The sequence below is a fragment of the Bartonella sp. CL266QHHD genome, assembly GCF_042195355.1.
Lineage (GTDB): Bacteria > Pseudomonadota > Alphaproteobacteria > Rhizobiales > Rhizobiaceae > Bartonella.
The window spans coordinates 1-19,060 of sequence record NZ_JBHIOD010000019.1; the positions used below are offsets into that span (position 1 = coordinate 1).

The window sequence follows — 19,060 nt, forward strand, 5'->3', positions numbered from 1 at the left end:
AAATATTTCTAAGAGTGTACAATTTTACACGCGTGGAATTACCACTCTTGAAGCACAACAAAGTTTAATTGTAGAGCTTTACAATGAATTTTTCCGTTATGCTTTTCCGCGTACAGTAGAAAAATTAGGAATTGTTTATACGCCCATTGAGGTTGTTGATTTTATCATTCATTCTGTTGATGATGTTTTACGCAATGAATTTGGAAAAAGTCTAGGATCACGAGGAGTCTCCATTCTCGACCCTTTCACTGGAACAGGAATCTTTATTACGCGGCTGTTACAATCAAAACTCATCAAACCAGAGGATATGGAATATAAATACCGTTATGATATCCATGCCAATGAGATTGTTCTCTTAGCCTATTACATAGCAGCCATTAACATTGAAGCAACCTATCATGGTCTTATGAAAGGAAATTATATCCCTTTCAAGCATATTGGTTTGACTGATACGTTTCAAATTCTTGAAAAGAAAGACTTGTTGCAAAAATTATTTAAAGAGAACAGTGAATATTTAGAGCACCAGAAAAAACTGGATATCAAAGTTATCTTTGGTAACCCTCCTTATTCAATAGGACAAAAAAATGAAAATGATAATGCAAAAAACACACCCTATCCGATTTTAGATAAACGTATTAGTGAAACTTATGCTGCTCATTCAAAAGCAACCAATATGCAAGCAATTTATGATAGCTATATTCGTGCTATTCGCTGGGCAAGTGACCGTATTGATAATGCTGGGATAATCGGATTTGTCACAAATGCCGGTTTTATTAATGGAAGTTCTACGGACAGTCTACGAAAGTGCCTCGTTGAGGAATTTAGCAGCCTTTATATTTTTCATTTACGGGGTAATCAACGAACTTCTGGAGAACTTTCTCGAAAAGAAGGTGGTAAAATTTTTGGTTCTGGATCTCGAGCCCCTATAGCGATTTCCGTTCTCGTAAAAAATCCAAATGCACAACAGCGTGGTAAGATATATTTCCATGCTATTGGAGATTACTTCACGAGAGAAAAGAAGCTTAAGACAATTAAGAATTTTGGAAGCATTGATGGTATTACACAGAGCAAACAAGGTTGGCAAATAATTACACCAGATAAGCATGGGGATTGGATAAAGCAACGTGATGACAGTTTTGAAACATTCCTAGCCTTTGGTTATAAGAAAAGTCATGATAAAAAACTCTTTGAAACTTTTTCTCGCGGTATTATGACGAGCCGTGATGCTTGGACAGACAATGTAAGATATAATATCAAAAAACACAATAAAGTCAATAGCTTGTATGCAATTATTTTTATGAATCCACTCAAGAATCCATCCTTTTATACGTGATTCATTTGACCATTTTTTATATAAGATTGCCATGTATGAATAGACCATAAAAAGCAAATCATGGTGCAAATATTATAACGCATGGGTGCATTCAAATGAAATGAAAAGCAGTTATCATTCATAACAGTTCATAAATTTTATGATACGTTTTTATCACAGCAGAAATCGCATACGTTTAAAGATCCCATCTTGTTTTAAAGATTGGATTGTTAATCACATGATAAAAACATAAAATTACAGTTCTCAAAATTAGAAGCGTAAAATAGAGAGCTGTCATAACAGCATCATCATAACAGCGAACATTTTAAAGATTGCATAAAAGGATTAAGGACAAGATCGCTTTTAAAACGCTGTCTAAAAGTTTAGAAAACGATAAAGAGGTCTTTTATATCTTATGAAATGAAAAGCCTTTTAATGAATAGATTGCAGGCTAGTCTTTAAGAATGGAACTATTCGCTTCCACAAAAAATGGAGGCAAATAATGCCATGGCAGTAGAATAACTATCTACTTTAGATTTGGTACTAAAAACGTTTTAAAAGTTATAGTTTAAAAATACGAAACCAAAAGAGCTCTTTCCAAATTTGGGGGCAGCTATTAAGACAAAGATAAGCAAACAAATTTCAAAACCATTGTAACATCATAAGGCATAGAATTTTACTCAATTTTGAGTCAAAAGCTGTAATATTTAAGAATGCTCTATTCTAAGATAACGAGCTCGAATTTGAGCTGGTTGATTTTGCCAACTCAAAATTGAGCCGGCTAATATTTAAAGAAATTATCTTTTAATGAAAAGTACAAATACGCTTATGAGAACCTCTTTAAATGCACGTTTAAACGTTTGAAACATAAAATGAGATCTTCATAAGAAACGTTAAAACTTTTTTATTACAGTTATAACTTAGTTATCATTTGCTCTTAAGAACGTTTCATTTATGAAAAACGAAGATCTAGATTTCACAGCAGAGCAAAATCTTAAAAACCTTACACTTTATAAAAGCGTTTGTTTATTTATCTTATGAAAAGCTGCTTTTGAAAACCAATGCTTGCGAGCTAAAAAGAACGTTTTTACAAGATATTCACTTAATATGCATTTGCTTTTGATTGGATTGTTAAAGCTACCGAGCGTTTTGATTTGTTTGATACGTTTGATAGCCATAACAAGCGTTTTATAGGCGCTCTCTCATTCAAATGAGTGATTAAAGATCATACGCATCATACATTTCTTTTGATAAGTTTTCATATCTCTAATAGAGTGCTTGCAATATGATACGTTTTGTATATATGCATTCATTACTCCATTGTGGATGATTATTTTTCTATCATTATAATCGTTATTTGAAAGCCGCGTCATATCACTGACACGGCTTTTTTTGCATTCTTTCTTTTATAATGCGTTTATAGTCATCAAGAAGGCACCCCCATGTCTATTTTATTCTGTTTCATCAACAATCTTGACAAGGTTATCGCTTTCATAAACTTCATAATTTATAGGAACTTCCTTTACTTTGCTTTTCTTGGTTAATTTCGCATTGCCATAAGCACGTCCCCAGACCTTAGTATAGAATAAAACCTTGGCATTGCCAAAAACAGAGCCATAAATTTCAGCACAACCGCCCACCAAAGCACCGCCATAGACCTTGCCATGTATTTTTGCACGACCATTAATAAAGGCATAATTATAAACCTTTGCATAGCTATGAATACGAGCCGAGCCAGTAACAATGGCACGACTATAGATCCTTGCATAACTAAAAACCGTAGCATCATAAGAAACATGAGCATAATCATAAATATGAGCATCAGCAAGAACGCGGGCAGCACCACTCACATGAGCATACCCATAAACATTGCCATAGACACAAGCATGGTCATAAATTTTTGCGTATTGAGAGATGAAAGCCTTGCCATAGATTTCACAATTCCCATAGACTTGACCACAAACTTGAGAAAAATGCCGTATTTTTGCATTTTCAGAAACGACGGCATAGCCATACACACAAGCTTTATCATAAACCCAGCAATTGCCATCATGGGATAGATTAGCTTCCTTTTCAATAAAGCCCCCTAAATCCCCAGTCTTAACATCATCAAAATCTTTTAAAGCTTTAATGCGATAAAGGCTTGTAATATTTCGAGTAAGAGCATGTTTGATTTTTTTGATTTCACTGGTTAATTCGTATTTTTTGCACATAGAGGTACCCTCACAATCTAATGTGATAAACGTTTTCTAAAATTTGAAATGGAAAATTGGATTGGAAAGCAGGCGCCCCCGCCGCGCCCCGCGCCATTTCCATGCTTATAAAGAACAAACAACATTATAAAGTATTTAATTTTTTTTGAAGGGAGAAATTAATAATGAGCCTTGCGTATGCATTCTTCGATGTAGATGGCACCCTTATTCGGAGCAAAAGTATGCTCGCTTTCCACGATTTCTGGTATAAATCTTGGCTAGGTTTTTCAACCAACGCTCACCAAGAGGAATATGCAGATACTACTGCTATTTTACGTGCACACCATGATAACCAGAGTCCGCGCAGCGTAATAAACCGTCGCTTTTATGAATTTTTTGCCGGACGTGCTGTAGCAGAAGTAATAAGATGCAGAAACTTGGGCAAAGCGCGCGTTGATTAATCCTACTTTCTTAATCCAAGAAGTAGTAAAAGAACTAAAATCCCATCATAGCCAAAAAATTGAGCCGGTCTTAGTATCCGGCTCTTTTATAGAAATTCTAGCCCCCATTGCAGAACATCTAGGTGTACCTTACATCTTGGCCACAAAACTATTGCATGATGGGCAAAAATATAATGGCCGTTTCGTCCCTCCGCAAACGATCGGCGTTGGAAAAGCGCTTGCGATTCAGGATTTTATTGAAAAACATGGTGGTGACCTTAAGAACTGCTGGACCTACGGTGATGATATTTCCGATGAGCATATGCTGAAGCTTGTAGGTCATCCTGTCGCTGTTATTGGCGATCCTTTGCTTGAGGCGTATGCTCACAAGCAGGGTTGGCGCTGTTTAAATCTACCTAAAGAATCACAAACTCTAGCATTCTCCTCTAAAAAGGTATTTCCTTTTAATGAGACGTCTTTACATGAAATATCAGTTCTTTAGTTATTCAACCTAATCACAATAAACTTTAAGGCTATTTTATTATTTAAACAATTTAATAATACTCAATACATTAAACATAATACAGTAATACATAATGCATGGCTAAAAATAAACTAGCTGAATATTAATGATTACAACTTCAGGTATAGAAAATGCTAAACGAAATGATAAAAAACACGACCGGAATTTACTCACAACAACAGAAACGTATTTTAGTCACAGGAGGCGCTCGCGGCATCGGTAAAGCAATTGTTCTAAACTTATTGAAAAATGGTCATAAGGTAGCAAGTGCAGACATCATTGACATAGAACTACCAACCTCCATCGATACGGCAAGCTTATGTAAATTGATTGTTGATATCCGCGATAAAGAAGCCATTGACTCTTCTGTCCATAAGGTTATCTCAGAATTTGGTGGCTTGATGTCTTAGTTAATGTAGCAGGCATTTGTTATAGTGGCGATCCAGAAACAATTGATGCTCAAGAATGTGCTGAAACATTTGATGTGAATATTAAAGGAATGTTCTATATAACAGCTGCTACTTTACCCTATCTAAAAAAGGAAATTCGCACCGATATTATAAATATTTCATCCATATGGGGTGTAGAATACAATCCTTCTTTAATTTCATATTCTTCTTCTAAATTTGCTGTAGAGGGCTATACTGGTGGGTTGCGCTTATGGGGAATGCCACAAAATATTCGTGTTTGTTCAATCCAAGTTGATAAAGTTAATACGGATTTTCGTCGCAATTTTAAAGGATTCCCAGAGATACCTCCAGAGAATCTTGCCAAAATGCTTCACCCAGATGACATTGCTTCCGCGGTCAACTTTATTCTTTCCTCATCTAATACCGCACAAATTTCTTCTATACTACCGCACAAATTTCTTCTATACGTCTCGATGCTCCACTTTGGTATCAAGTATAAGGATCTATCCAATGAAAATCACGCCCAGAATAGCTCTTGTCTTAACCCTCGTAGGAACCTTTTTTTGGGGTTCCAATTTCCAAGCCACTAAGATAGCTTTAACGACTGTTTCTCCATGGACAGCTTCTTTTGAGCGGTTTCTCATTGCCGTAATCGCCATATTTTTAATTATGATTTTCAAAGAAGGCTTGCGGTGGCATGTTTTATCGCAAAATTTTATTTCTTATATTTTCCTAGGGATTATCGGTGTGGCAGGGTTTAATGGCGCTTTATTTGTTGGCTTGCAAACGTCAAATCCCATAACAGCCTCCCTCATCATGGCGACAACCCCTATTAGTGCTAATATTATTGAAGCTATCATGAATAAATCTTTCCCAACCTGTGAGAGGGTTATAGGGATGCTCATTAGCATTACAAGGCATTGATTTATAATAATAATTCACTGTTTTGTATGTTGAATGAGAGTCTCGAATATCGTAAGATTCTCTCATTTCAAAGCTGTTTATCTTGAATCAATCAAAACCACTCATTTGCACATAACAAGTGGGATGAGTGTATGGATCAAATTTGTATAAGAAAGGAATAAAAATGGCTCTTATGAACCGTCTTAATGCAAGATCTGTCGCAACATTGGGGGCTGGCAAATATAATGATGGTGCCGGCTTGTTACTTCATAAGCGTAAAGATGGAGGTGCTCAATGGATTTACCGTTTTACCATTCATGGGCGGCGCCGTGAAATGGGCTTGGGTGCTTTAAGAGATGTTTCTTTAAAACAAGCCCGTGAATTGGCAAATCAATGGCGCTCTGTTTTACGTGAAGGGCGTGATCCTATTAAAGAACGTGAGAAACAAAAGCGTGAGGCAATAAGCAATCTTCATTATTTAAAAGATATTGCCTTGGATACTTTTGAAACTCGTAAAGCTGAATTAAAAGGGGATGGGAAAGATGGACATTGGTTTTCGCCTTTACAACTTCATATTCTCCCTAAATTAGGTTGTCTTCCTGTGTCAGAGATTACACAAACAGAAATACGTAATACACTTGCCCCTATCTGGCATACAAAAGCTGGAGCTGCTCGGACAGCATTGATACGTCTCAAACTTTGTCTCAAACATGCTGCTGCATTAGGTTTGGATGTTGATTTACAAGCAACAGAAAAAGCACGCGCTCTTTTAGGAAAACAACGCCATAAAGTCAAAAATTTACCTGCAATGGATTGGAAAGATATACCAGCTTTTTATCAAACACTTTGCGAAGCATCAACCCTAACACAACTGGCTTTGCGTTTGCTTATCCTTACAGGGGTTCGCTCTAACCCTTTACGTCATATTCATAAAGATCAAGTTGAAGGTGATATCTGGACAATCCCTGCTGAAAATATGAAAGGAAAGCGTGATACTACAAAAGAGTTTCGTGTGCCCTTATCATCTGAAGCATTAGACATTTTAAAACAAGCGCGCTCACTTTCTCGCAATGATTTCTTCTTTTCTGCAACCGGTCGCGGTCCCCTTGCTACGAAGTGTATGGCTCAATACATGAGAGACAATAAACTTGAAGCCTGCCCCCATGGATTTCGCTCTAGTTTACGCGATTGGCTCGCTGAAACAACCGATGCCCCCTATGAGGTTGCTGAAACAATTCTAAGTCATACAGTCGGAGGACAAGTAGAGCGTGCCTATCGTCGTACTGATTATTTAGAACAGCGCCGCGTTTATATGGATAAATGGGCGGCTTATGTCACGGGTCAATCTTAAGATATGGAGTGCATAACCCCATGATCTGTGGATAACTTTCTCTCTCTTCTCTCTCATTCTTTCTCAATAAGAGTCATAAGTTTTCACATCAAAAATTGTATGATGAAATATTGTTTTCTATAAATAAAGCATCTTTCTAAATGAACCAAAATGTGGTTAATAAATAGTTATGATTAGTTACCATTTTTTGATAGAAAGGAGTTTAGTATGACAGAAAATGATATTCTTTTGCCAGACCGTGAAAGTGCAAAATTGCTTCATATGAGTGTCTCAACATTCCGCCGTCATGTAACCAATGGCTCTCTCCCAAAACCTTTAAAATTTGGTTTTTTGTCCCGTTGGTTACAATCGGATCTTATCAATGTCATCGAACAAGCAAAACAGCAACGTTATAACGACGCGGCATAAAAAAAACCTTGTCACGTAAGGACGGACAAGGCTTTCTCAAACTCATCACCCTAAAGTTAGCATAATCCGTCCTATGGTGCAATATTCATAGGATAAAAAACATGTTTTCTTATATAAATGCTCGGGGCATCACAAATGCCTTGCATGGGGTTTGGCAATGGATATTATGGGATAGCCCGTTGTCCTGCTCATGATGATAGGCTGCCTAGCTTATCCCTTACCAATGGATATGATGGGCGTCTTTTACTCACTTGTTATGCTGGCTGTTCTTTTAGAGAGATCATACAAGCGCTCATCAGAATTGGCTTGCTTGGAAAACAAGCTTATGATCATACGCTCTCTTTCTCAAAACAGTTTTCTGCTGATCTCAAACAAGCAAAAAGGAAAGCAGAGAGAGCAAAAGCAATTTGGCAACAATGCCAACCAATCAAAAATACTTTAGCAGAAACCTATTTACGTATGCGGGGTATTACATGTGATTTGCCTACTGATTTACGCTTTCACGACAAATGTCTACACCCCTCTGGGATTACACTGCCCGCGTTGGTGGCTCTTGTTAAGGGCGCTGGCTCTTTCGCCATTCATAGAACCTTTTTACAAGCCAATGGCTGCAAAACAGATCAAAAACCAGCAAAAGCCATGTTGGGATCTGTAACAGGTGGTGCTGTGCATTTAAGACAATCCCAAACATCTGGTCATTTGTGAGGGCATGAAACCGGTCTGGCTCTTTTGTCTGGGTTGTTATCAGAGCCCGTTGATTTATGGGCTTCTCTTTCAACCAGTGGCATGATGCGTGTGAATTTACCTCCTACAAAAGGGCGTCTCACCATTGCAATGGACGGCGATGATGCGGGTCGTAAAGCAGGTTTTACCCTAGCTGCACGTGCTTATAGCCAAGGCTTTGAGGTCTTTATGATGCAAGCTCCAAAAGGAACTGATTTTAATAACGTATTACCTTCTTAAAAGAGGGAAACTATGAAAGATAGTAATTTACAAAACAAGAATGAAAATACTCCCGTCAATGATAACGATAATGTCTCTTTAAACGAAAATACTTGTTTAAAAGCCATTCCTTATGAAGTCGCCTTGCAACAAAACGGTTGGAAGGAATTACAACAGATTGAGAGTGCTCTTTTACCCGTTGAACCTTTTAATCCATTACAGCTCCCAATGCCATTCATGGACTATATTTATGACGTTTCAGAGCGTCAACAAGCTCCAATGGATTTTATTGCTGTCTCTGCTCTCTGTGCCTTGGCTGCTGTCATCGGCAATGGCGTGCGGGTTGCTCCAAAACAACATGATGATTGGACGATTGTCCCTAATCTCTGGGGCGCTCTTATTGGTCAATCATCAACATATAAAACACCAGCCATGAAAGCCGCTTTAGCTCCTATCTCTTGCCTTCAAAAGCAATGGTATAAAGACTGGTTAAAGCAGAAAGAGAGACAAGAAATTGAAGAGAGATTTGAAACTTTAGACAAACGAGAAAAGGAAAAACAAGCCCATAAAGCGATCAAAAAAGGAGATCTTTAAACAGCCCGTGCTATTTTGTCTGAAGCCCCTTCTAAAGATAATACACATGATGATGATGTCTCTCGTTTTATTGTCAATGATGTGACGGTTGAATAGCTTGGGGAACTCTTAAAAGAAAACCCCCGTGGTCTCTTAATGGTTCGTGATGAGTTATCTGCTTTTTTAACCAATCTAGAAAGAAAGGAATATCAAACAGACCGTGCTTTTTATCTCACAGCTTTTAATGGAGATGATCAATTTACCTATGACCGTATCGAGCGGGGAACCATTTTTATTCCCAATGCAACCGTCTCTATTATAGGGGGCATTCAACCCTCTCGCATTCTGCCCTTTATACGCAATGTTTTATATGGCAAAGGCAATGATGGTTTCTTACAACGCTTTCAAATGCTTGTCTTTCCCGATGAGACAAAAGATTGGAAATGGGTTGATAGACCGCCCAATCAAGAGGCATGGGAAACTTATGAAGGGGCATTTCGTTCTCTTTATGATAAACCCCTTGGTTCACCAGAACACCCTCTTGTGATGCGCTTTTCTGCTGATGCTCAAGAAATCTTTCGTGAATGGATGCAAAAGATTTTTAAAGAAGCCAAAGAGAATAACCTTTCTGAAAGCTTACAAGCGCATCTTTTGAAAATGCCTAAGACCATAGGATGCCCTTCAAACAGCCTTGCGATGGGAAAAATATTTGTTAAGTCATGTCAAACGTCTTTATGCGGCGGCGGATAGCTTAGCAACAGAAGGGGCAAAATTGATTGTCGAGCGCTGTGATCATTTACCCGATGTCTTTACTTTACGTGATATTCATCAAAGAAGTTGGATCGGTTTAACAGATAATAGAGCCGTTAAGCAAGCTTTAGAGCTCTTATGTCGTTCCAATCATATTCGTCAAATAGCAAGTGAAAATAGCTCACAAGGTGGTCGCCCTACCATACGTTATGAATGGCACCCTTTCGTTAAAAACAACAGCATCAAACAATGAAGCCATTGTAATCTTTTGTTATTCTTAAAACCTTCAAAGATCTTATCGTACCAACAGAGGGTTTACAAAGTATCTTTGAGGGTTTTTGTTTTATAATTTTTTAAAGAAGAAACATACAGAGGTCCTTTTAAATCTTGTGTCAAAGATATCCAAAACACAACCTCTATAGGTTTTGACGGGGTTTTGAGTTTTGAGGGTTGCCCCTTTTAGATAAAAAAACGATAAAAAGTAAAAACGTTATTTTTCAATAGGTTAAGATTTTACAGATCTTAAAAAAACAACTCATATTGATAACACAACCTATAAATTCAACTAATAATATACGTTTTGAAGGGGTTTTGACGGTTTTTACACCTTCAAAACCTATAAGGAAAATGATTCATAAAATCTATCAAAGTACTCATTCTGATATTTTAAAGTACATAGTACATTTATCTTGATTAACCCGTGAAACGAACAGCAAATTTCACTACTTTGCTGATCTTATTCCATGTCATGGGCTGTGGATAAACAAGCTTTAAAAAAACTTTTTGAAAAAATTATCCGCTTTTTTAGCATTTTTTCCAGCTTTTTCTCAATTCGTTCAAAATGGATTTAATAAGCTTCGTTTTGATTCTTTTGAAGAGAATTAAACCCTTATGTGAAAACGGAGCCCTGTTGTAATATGCATCACTTTAATAAGTATGATAATGAACATGTCACTTTACGCTCTCTCTTAGAATATTATCGTCAACGAGCTAAATCACCCCGTGAATTAGGAACACTGTTCGAAAATCTTGTCATGGCTTATCTTATGCATGACCCTCTCCATTATGGACGATATGAAAAGGTAGAAACCTATTATGAATGGGCTGAAGAGCGTGAAGGTTGGAATAAAAATGATATCGGCATTGATCTGGTTGCTAAGCTTCGTCATCAAGAAGGCTATGTGGCTATTCAGTGTAAGTTTTATAAAGCAGATCATCAGATTAGTAAAAAGGATATTGATAGCTTTATCGCAGCCTCTGGGAAAGACATCTTTAAATATCGTCTTCTTGTTGATAGCACGGAAGTGGAATTAAGTGACAATGTGAATGCCATGATCAAAGGACAAGCGATACCCGTTTATCGCATTGACCTTCGTCATATGGAAAACAGTCGTATAGACTGGCAAATATTTGCAACTAAAAAAGAAATTGTTCTGAAATCAACAAAAGAGCCTCGTCCCCATCAAGAAGAAGCCATCAAGAAAGTCTGTGAAGGTTTAAAAGAAGCAGATCGTGGCAAGCTAATTATGGCATGTGGAACGGGGAAGACTTTCACTAGCCTTAAGATAGCAGAAACCATAGCAGGAACAGGCAAGCGTGTGTTGTTTCTGGTTCCTTCTCTTGCTTTAGTCTCGCAAACGATCCGTGAATGGACAGCCGATGCACAAGTGCCCTTGCGTTCTTTTGCCGTGTGTTCGGATACAAAAGTAGGCAAGCGTCGTAAAAACCAAGATGATATTGTTGGCATGGAAACATCAGATCTTGTTCTCCCTGCTACAACAGATGCGAAAGCCCTTGCCAAAGAAGCTTGTGAAAACCTAGCAGATGCAATGACGGTCATCTTTTCAACCTATCATTCTATCCAAGTGATTTCGGATGCCCAAAAAGACCATGGTTTACCCGAATTTGATCTGATCATTTGTGATGAAGCGCATAGAACAACTGGGGCTTCATTGGGAAGTGAAGACAATGAATCTGAATTTATCAAGGTTCACGATAACAGCATCATTCGAGGTAAAAAACGTCTGTATATGACAGCAACGCCGCGTATCTTTAGTGATACTGCCAAAAGGCGGGCGGATGAGATTAATGCCGTTCTCGCATCTATGGACGATGAAACGCTTTATGGCAAACAACTCCATCATTATACATTCGCGGAAGCTGTCGATAATGAACTTTTAACTCCTTACAAGATTGTGGTCTTGGGTATTAATGAAACCTATATCACACCAGCCATACAGGAGATTATTGCCAATGAAAACCGTGAAATTGATTTAGATGATGCGGCAAAAATTATTGGCTGTTATAGAGCCCTGACCAAAATAGATAAGCAAGCCGCTGTTGATGATGATGATACAGAGCCCATGCAATGTGCTTTAGCTTTTTGCAAAGATATCAATACCTCTCAATATATAACAAAGCTCTTTAATAAAATTATCAAATCTCATATTGATGATTTCCTTCAAACCGTTCCCTTTCTAAACTGTGAAGTAAGACATATTGACGGAACGCAAAGCGTCAAAAAACGCAATGAGGAACTGGATTGGCTTAAAGGAGATGCTGGGAACAATGTTTGTCGGATCTTAAGCAATGTTCGGTGTCTTTCAGAAGGGATTGATGTCCCTGCTCTTGATGCGATCATGTTCTTACACCCACGCAATAGCCAAGTGGATGTGATACAGGCGGTGGGGCGTGTGATGCGCCGTGCTCCAAATAAGAAAACGGGCTATATCATTTTACCCATTATCATTCCTTCACACTTAGAAGCCAAAAAAGCTTTAAAAAACAATAAGAGATACCGTGTTGTTTGGCAAGTTTTGCATGCTTTACATTCTCATGATGAAAGACTTGCTCGGACAATTAATCAAATGTCTTTAGGACAAGATAGCAGCCATACGATTGAGATTATAGAGATTAAGCGTGAGGATGAATTAAAAGAGCTTACCACAACGGTTGATGAGATCTCGATACCATCAAAAGCAGAAAGTTCTGGACGTGTCATTGGAACAGCAGAAAGCAAATCTCAATCGGTATCTGGAGGACAAGAAGACTTATTCCGCCGTTCTGAATTTTTTGATTTTGTCAAAGCCATTTTTCTGGATAGTTTTAAAATCACGGATTATTGGGGCATTTGGGCGAACAATGTTGCTGAGATTGCTCAAAACCATATCACGCATCTTCAAAACCTGCTTGCTGATGAAAACAGTGAAGCCTTTCACGCCTTTGATGCCTTCCATAAGGAATTACAAAACAACGTAAACAGCGATATTAAACAAGAGGAAGCGATTGAGATGTTAGCGCAACATCTTGTCACGCGTCCCGTGTTTGAAGCTTTATTTGACGGTAATGAATTTGTACAGAACAATGCCATTTCACAAGCAATGGATAAGATCTTAACGGAACTGGATAAAACCAATATCGAAGAGAAAACGAAAGATCTTGATCAATTTTACAAAAGTGTCATGTTCTGTACAGCAAGCATTACGGAAACTCATGCAAAACAGAATCTTATTATCAAACTTTATGAAAGTTTTTTTGCCAAGGCATTTAAGAAAACCACGGATAGGCTTGGGATTGTTTATACGCCCGTTGAGGTTGTTGATTTTATCATTCATTCTGTTGATGATGTGTTGCGTAATGAATTTGGCAAAAGCTTGGGGTCACGGGGTGTTTCTATTCTTGACCCTTTCACTGGAACGGGTACTTTTATCACGCGGCTTTTACAATCCAATCTCATCAAACCAGAGGATATGGAATATAAGTTCCGTCATGATATCCACGCCAATGAGATTGTTTTACTTGCCTATTACATAGCAGCGATTAACATTGAATCGACTTATCATAGTATCATGAAAGGTGAGTATATCCCTTTCAAGCATATTGGTTTGACTGATACGTTTCAAACGCTTAAAGAAAAAAATTTGATGGACGGTATTCTCAAAGAAAACAGTGAATATTTAGAGTACCAGAAAAATCTAAATATCGAAGTTATCTTTGGTAATCCCCCTTATTCGGTAGGACAAAAAAGCGAAAACGACAATGCAAAGAATACTCCCTACCCGATATTAGATGATCGCATTCGTGAAACTTATGCTGCTCAATCTAAAGTAACAAATATACGAGCACTTTATGATAGCTATATCCGCGCTATTCGTTGGGCAAGTGACCGTATTGATAATGCTGGGGTAATCGGTTTTGTTTCTGGTTCAAGCTATATAGAAAAGCCAGCAATGGATAGTTTACGAAAATCTTTAGCCCAAGAATTTACGAGTATTTATGTGCTTAATTTACGAGGTGATATCCGTAAAAATATGATGAACAAAAATAACGCTCAAGAAGGAGAGAATATTTTTGGCAATGGTAGTATGACGGGTATTGCCGTAACATTATTTATTAAAAATCCCAATGTTTCTGGAGATTGTAAAATTTACTATCATGATATTGGAGATAATCTTTCCACCGAAAAAAAACTTGAGATGCTTCAGTACTTTGGTAGTGTTGGTGGTATTACACGTGAAAACGGTTGGAAAATAATTACACCAGACAAGCATAATGATTGGCTTGGTCAACGTGATGATAGTTTCAAGACATTCCTAGCTCTAGGTATTAAAAAAGGTCATGGTAAAAAGCTCTTTGAAACTTATTCTCGTGGTATTATGAGCAGTCGTGATGCTTGGGTATATAACTCAAGCAGTGAAGTTTTAGCTAAAAACATGAGTAATATGATTACTTTTTATAACAGCGAAGTGAAACGTTTTAATGATGCTCTCCCACATACTGACTGCAAAACACGCGAAAATTCTGTAAACAATTTTGTAAATTTGGATGCAAGTAGAATTAGTTGGAGTCGTGCACTTAAACAACATTTAGCTAAAGGAAAGATTTTTGAATTTGAGACTACATGCCTTACGCAAAGTTTGTATCGTCCATTTACACGACAGTGGCTCTATTATAGTCGTGCCTTTACTGAAATGGTTTACCAAATGCCGCGGATATTCCCTATAGGGCAAGCGGTTGAAAATAAGGTCATACAAATTTCAGGTATGGGAACTCAATCAGGTTTTTCTGTTTTGATATCTAAGTCTATACTTGATCTTCATGTTGTGCATAATGGTCAATGTTTTCCACGCTATATTTACGAAGACACTCCGGTTTCAAAAGATAGAAACAAGAAACAAACTCATTTATTTACGAATTCTATAGAAAAAAGCATCAATGCTGATTTACAAAAGCGTGATGCCATTACGGATGAAGGATTAGCACATTTTAAAGCTGCTTATCCGAATGAAATAATCACTAAAGATGATTTGTTCTATTACGTTTATGGTCTTTTGCATTCGGAAGATTACCGTGCTCGTTATGCTGATAATCTCTCTAAGGAATTGCCTCGTATCCCTTGTGTTAAAAGCACTGATGATTTTTGGAAATTTGTAACAGCAGGGCGTGAACTCGGTCATTTGCACGTAAATTATGAAGATGTGGAACCTTATCCAGTGACCTTTAAAAAAGGCAATCCTAAACAGACTGATATCTTTAATCCCGAAAAATTTTACTACGTTACAGAAATGAGATTTTTTGGGAATAGTAAGGAAAAGGATAAATCAACTGTTTTTTACAATAGCAATATCACAATAACAGATATCCCTCTTGAAGCTTATGCGTATATCGTTAATGGTAAACCCGCTCTTGAATGGGTTATGGGGCGTCAATGTGTTAAGACTGATAAAAAGAGTGGCATTGTTAATGATGCCAATCGCTATGCTGTTGAAACCATTGGCAACCCTGCCTACCCTCTAGAGTTATTTCAGAGGGTTATTACCGTAAGTTTAGAAACCATGAAAATCGTTAAGAACTTACCAAAATTAGAAATTAAAGAAACTGAATAACTTATAAAGCATGCTCACATAATGGGTATGATAAACTCATAAGGGGTATAGAACATAGCGATTAATCTATACCTCTCTTGTTAAGTTGATTACCTACCATCTTAAAAGGAGTGTTTATATGCGTTATTCTAAAAAGAAATCCCATCTTAAAGTGAATAGGCTTCTTTTGAATTGCCTTTAAGAGGTTATACCGTAATCTAAAATGATAGCTTTATGCTTTTCAAAAGCTTTGTTTAAAGAGAGTTATATATATTCATTTTCTTATATTACTTATAGGTTTTGAAGGTTTCTCAAACCCTCAAAATACTCAAAATCTTCAAAACTCATAACCATAATGGTCTTGATAGCACTTCTTATGAGTTACAAACTATCTTTTGAAGGCTTTAAAAGAGCATATGCTTTTCATAAAACACATTTTAATCACTCACTAAAATAATCTAGTTTGTCAGTTCAATTTACTGACACATAACTGACAAGTTTTAATCAATTCACATCATTGGTTATCTTTAAAGATTGTACTCTTGATATGAATTATGTCTTAAAAACATTAACCTATTGAAATATTATGTTTTTAATTTTCTCTCATTTAAAAAAAATAATATAGGCTCTAAAAAGAACTGACAAAACTGACACGGTCTATTAAAAGGGATTTTGCTCATCTCTATAATGATCAGTTTCTATTGAGATATTTTCATAACAGTCTATAAATTACAATTATCCTATTTATCAACTAGTTGTATAACATCATCTAAGGTATAAGTTTTCATGAATCTTCCCCTGCATACTCTTTAATTCTTTTGCAGAGAAATTCATAAAAATTACTTGCGTAATATTGGGGATCGTCAAGTGGAAACTTAAGATAGAGCGGGCACTCTCCATCCCGAAATTGAGTATAATCAAAGTAAAAGGTTTCACCAAAATCAGTTGTGCAGATAACAAGTTGTTTGGGATTCGTAAAGCCATCTCTTCTATCGAGCAAATTTCGGTAAACAATATCACCAGCAGGAATACCTGCACAGATTTCATAAATACTGAATATTTCTTCACCTCCAATTTCTCCTCCTCCATAATTTTTTAAAAAATTCTTATAGGAAGAGGTAAATTGTAAATCGAGAGTGTTCTCAGCTGTTTTAATCCGTACATCATCAGGGGCATTATCTTGAGTACCAAAATTAATAGCATGACTATGCATATCAACATATTGTGCAACATCTGATAAAGTATAATTTTTCATAAATTTTTCTCCATAAGTCACAGCGTGTTTTTACTCATAATGAGTGTTTCTAATGATCAATCTTTTTCTACTATAGCCAATGGAATTGAGATGAGATTGATAAAATCATAAGAGATATGTTCTTGACGGAGCTCTTTTCTCATCTGTCTCTGTACAATCATCTCGCATTTACAATATATGATGGAATTAAAGGAGGTGATCATTAAAGTTTAGAGAGCGCCTTTTAGGGATATTATTTCAATATTTGCAATAATTACTCTTTCTTTTTTCCTACTTAGGAATTTTTTTTGAAATCCAACAAATAACTTTTCTGATAAAATTTGTCTTTGGATTCATAGGAGCAACCAAACTCCTGCCTTGATAAAATGAGTAGAGAACCTCAACGAGAGGACTATCTTGTTCTTGTGTCACAGGATGTAACATAATAGGTCTAAAATCGACTCCAATAGGTGCTCTTCCTGATACCATTCTTTCCACATTTGTACCCGTTACTATCTGTCCTTCTTCTTTCCAAGAAGAAACTGTTTCGGGCTCAAACAGTTCATCTTCCTGATAAACTTTTTGACCTTTAAATTCCACCGGCTCAGCTGCCCCCATACTTTTTTTCTTTATCCATTTCATGATTCATAATCCCCTCGATTTTTTCAAAATAATCAATTTATTCTTTGTTCTAAATAGACTTAAATAAACTCTCCTTCCAAGAGCGAGGTTATTCCTCGCTAGAAAGCTCTGAGTGATCATCAAAATCTTTTGCTACCCGTTCAATCAAAGCGTAACTCACTTGCTTCACCTTTGCTACTTCTTTGGCTAAAGCTAATGCACGTTCAAGGTGGGTTTTGTTGATGCTCTCGTCAAAGCCTAGGTGATCACCTGCCGTAAAGCTTTGCTGATAAGATTGTAAGGTCTCAACATCGCCCAATAAAGCAAGAGCGCCAAGATGAAGTAAAGCATAATCCGTATCATTTGCTTTAGACGTAGTGCTTTTTTTCCAAGGAGCAGTGCCATAATCAGAGCGAAGTCTTTTAGAAAGGTCAATGTCTGTTACCGCCCATTCTAAAGCATCATCAAGCGCCTGTGTTAAACGATCCGTAGTGACTTCTGGTTCAAAGATTTCTAATCCCTTGGCTTCAAAATTAAGCTGTATATCTGGAATATCTTCCGTGTGGGTAGGATCAATGAATTTACAAGCAGCGGAAAGAATACCGGTACTAATCATAAAGGCGCTATCAAATTGCGGGTAGTCTTTGGCAATTTCGTCGTTATAAAGAATATCTACTTCACGATCAGCCAATTGATAGCTTGCCATATGGTCATTCTCATTGATTTTCTCGGTTGACCAGCCTAAGCTTTTTAAAAGTGCATGAGCACTTTCCATGGTGAGACGATCATCAGTGTCATCTGCTTCATCCACTTCCTCTGCCACTTCAACAGAAATTCTTTTAGAAGCAACAGATGCTGTTTGCGGATCCAAGCTTAAAATCAATGCCTTTTTGGGAAAACCTGTTCAATAACGCTGTGCAAGAGTAAGAGCGTTCTCAATATCATATTTTGTGATGTTTTCCACAAAACCTAGACGGCTCTTTCTTTGAAAACTCTCCTTATAAAACTTAAGTTTTTTGACATTACCAGTCAAAATAAGTGCAATAAGGTGAAATTCTGCAAGGCAAAATTCACTGTTTGTTAGCAACGCCGCATAATCATAGATGATTTGGTTGGTGTTTTGGTTATCAGCCCACTCAAGTATATCTGTACAAATCTCCTTTAGCTTGCCTTCATCCAATTCAGTACTAGAAACTGTATAAAATTCTTCTGCCTCTTTGAGAGCTATATATTGGGGCAATCTAGGAAACATCTCTCTATGAGCAGTAGAAAAACTAAGTGTTGAAAGTGAAGCCTTGAATATAAGGATCGGTGTTTTTCCTTTTATATCAAGGCTGTACATTATATTAATGATACGGTCTTTGCTTATAAAATAGGCATTACAATTATAATTTTTGTCGCAATAGACTGTCCAGTTCATCATTTTTAATGTTTCAGAAACTGTATTAAGAAGAACCAAAGATTGTACACCAATACGTGCATCTGCCGCCTCTCGCTCCTTTAAAACGGTCAGATGTCCTTCAGCAAATTGAACAGC

10 protein-coding genes and 4 pseudogenes are annotated in these 19,060 nt (G+C 37.0%); 10 read left to right on the forward strand and 4 right to left on the reverse strand.

Annotation, left to right across the window (positions count from 1 at the left end; genetic code table 11):
- The coding region (locus tag ACFIK7_RS02325; RefSeq protein ID WP_375662858.1) for an N-6 DNA methylase at positions 1-1,333 on the forward strand (1,333 nt) is incomplete at its 5' end.
- A gap of 1,430 nt (positions 1,334-2,763) precedes the next feature.
- Here the strand turns inward: ACFIK7_RS02325 and ACFIK7_RS02330 are convergent.
- The gene (locus ACFIK7_RS02330) at positions 2,764-3,525 is read right to left on the reverse strand and encodes a hypothetical protein (RefSeq protein WP_375662859.1); all 762 of its coding nucleotides are present in this window, start codon (positions 3,523-3,525) and stop codon (positions 2,764-2,766) included.
- A gap of 164 nt (positions 3,526-3,689) precedes the next feature.
- Here ACFIK7_RS02330 and ACFIK7_RS02335 point away from each other — a divergent pair, with 164 nt between their 5' ends.
- From ACFIK7_RS02335 to ACFIK7_RS02375, 9 genes and pseudogenes are all read left to right on the forward strand, one after another.
- Positions 3,690-3,965 carry a hypothetical protein gene (locus ACFIK7_RS02335; protein ID WP_375662860.1) on the forward strand — a complete coding sequence of 92 codons (276 nt, stop codon included), beginning with the start codon at positions 3,690-3,692 and terminating at the stop codon, positions 3,963-3,965.
- Positions 3,958-4,446: an HAD family hydrolase gene (locus ACFIK7_RS02340; protein ID WP_375662861.1), complete on the forward strand. Its 489-nt coding sequence runs from the start codon at positions 3,958-3,960 to the stop codon at positions 4,444-4,446. Before ACFIK7_RS02335 ends, ACFIK7_RS02340 begins: the two co-directional genes overlap by 8 nt.
- 164 nt (positions 4,447-4,610) lie before the next feature.
- Positions 4,611-5,467: pseudogene (locus ACFIK7_RS02345) on the forward strand (SDR family oxidoreductase).
- Entirely contained in the window at positions 5,388-5,801 is a 414-nt protein-coding gene (locus tag ACFIK7_RS02350) for a DMT family transporter (protein ID WP_375662862.1), read from the forward strand. The pseudogene ACFIK7_RS02345 and the gene ACFIK7_RS02350 overlap by 80 nt, the downstream one beginning before the upstream one ends.
- Before the next feature lie 163 nt (positions 5,802-5,964).
- Complete coding sequence (locus ACFIK7_RS02355; protein WP_375615313.1) at positions 5,965-7,131, forward strand: tyrosine-type recombinase/integrase; 1,167 nt, start codon at positions 5,965-5,967, stop codon at positions 7,129-7,131.
- Positions 7,132-7,338: 207 nt separating this feature from the next.
- On the forward strand, positions 7,339-7,539 hold the full coding sequence (locus tag ACFIK7_RS02360; protein ID WP_375662863.1) for a helix-turn-helix transcriptional regulator: 201 nt from the start codon (positions 7,339-7,341) through the stop codon (positions 7,537-7,539).
- A gap of 101 nt (positions 7,540-7,640) precedes the next feature.
- Positions 7,641-8,502 (forward strand): annotated as a pseudogene (locus ACFIK7_RS02365) (toprim domain-containing protein).
- 12 nt (positions 8,503-8,514) lie between these two features.
- Positions 8,515-10,057, forward strand: a pseudogene (locus ACFIK7_RS02370) (YfjI family protein).
- A gap of 664 nt (positions 10,058-10,721) precedes the next feature.
- Complete coding sequence (locus tag ACFIK7_RS02375) at positions 10,722-15,689, forward strand: DEAD/DEAH box helicase (RefSeq protein WP_375662864.1); 4,968 nt, start codon at positions 10,722-10,724, stop codon at positions 15,687-15,689.
- Positions 15,690-16,452: 763 nt separating this feature from the next.
- Here ACFIK7_RS02375 and ACFIK7_RS02380 read toward each other — a convergent pair.
- The 3 genes and pseudogenes from ACFIK7_RS02380 to ACFIK7_RS02390 all read right to left on the reverse strand — a co-directional run.
- Positions 16,453-16,923, reverse strand: a complete 471-nt coding sequence (locus tag ACFIK7_RS02380) for an SMI1/KNR4 family protein (RefSeq protein ID WP_375662865.1) — start codon at positions 16,921-16,923, stop codon at positions 16,453-16,455.
- A gap of 270 nt (positions 16,924-17,193) precedes the next feature.
- Entirely contained in the window at positions 17,194-17,544 is a 351-nt protein-coding gene (locus ACFIK7_RS02385) for an HNH/ENDO VII family nuclease (RefSeq protein ID WP_375662866.1), read from the reverse strand.
- An 88-nt stretch (positions 17,545-17,632) separates the two neighbouring features.
- Positions 17,633-19,060 (reverse strand): annotated as a pseudogene (locus ACFIK7_RS02390) (DUF6990 domain-containing protein); the annotation flags it as partial.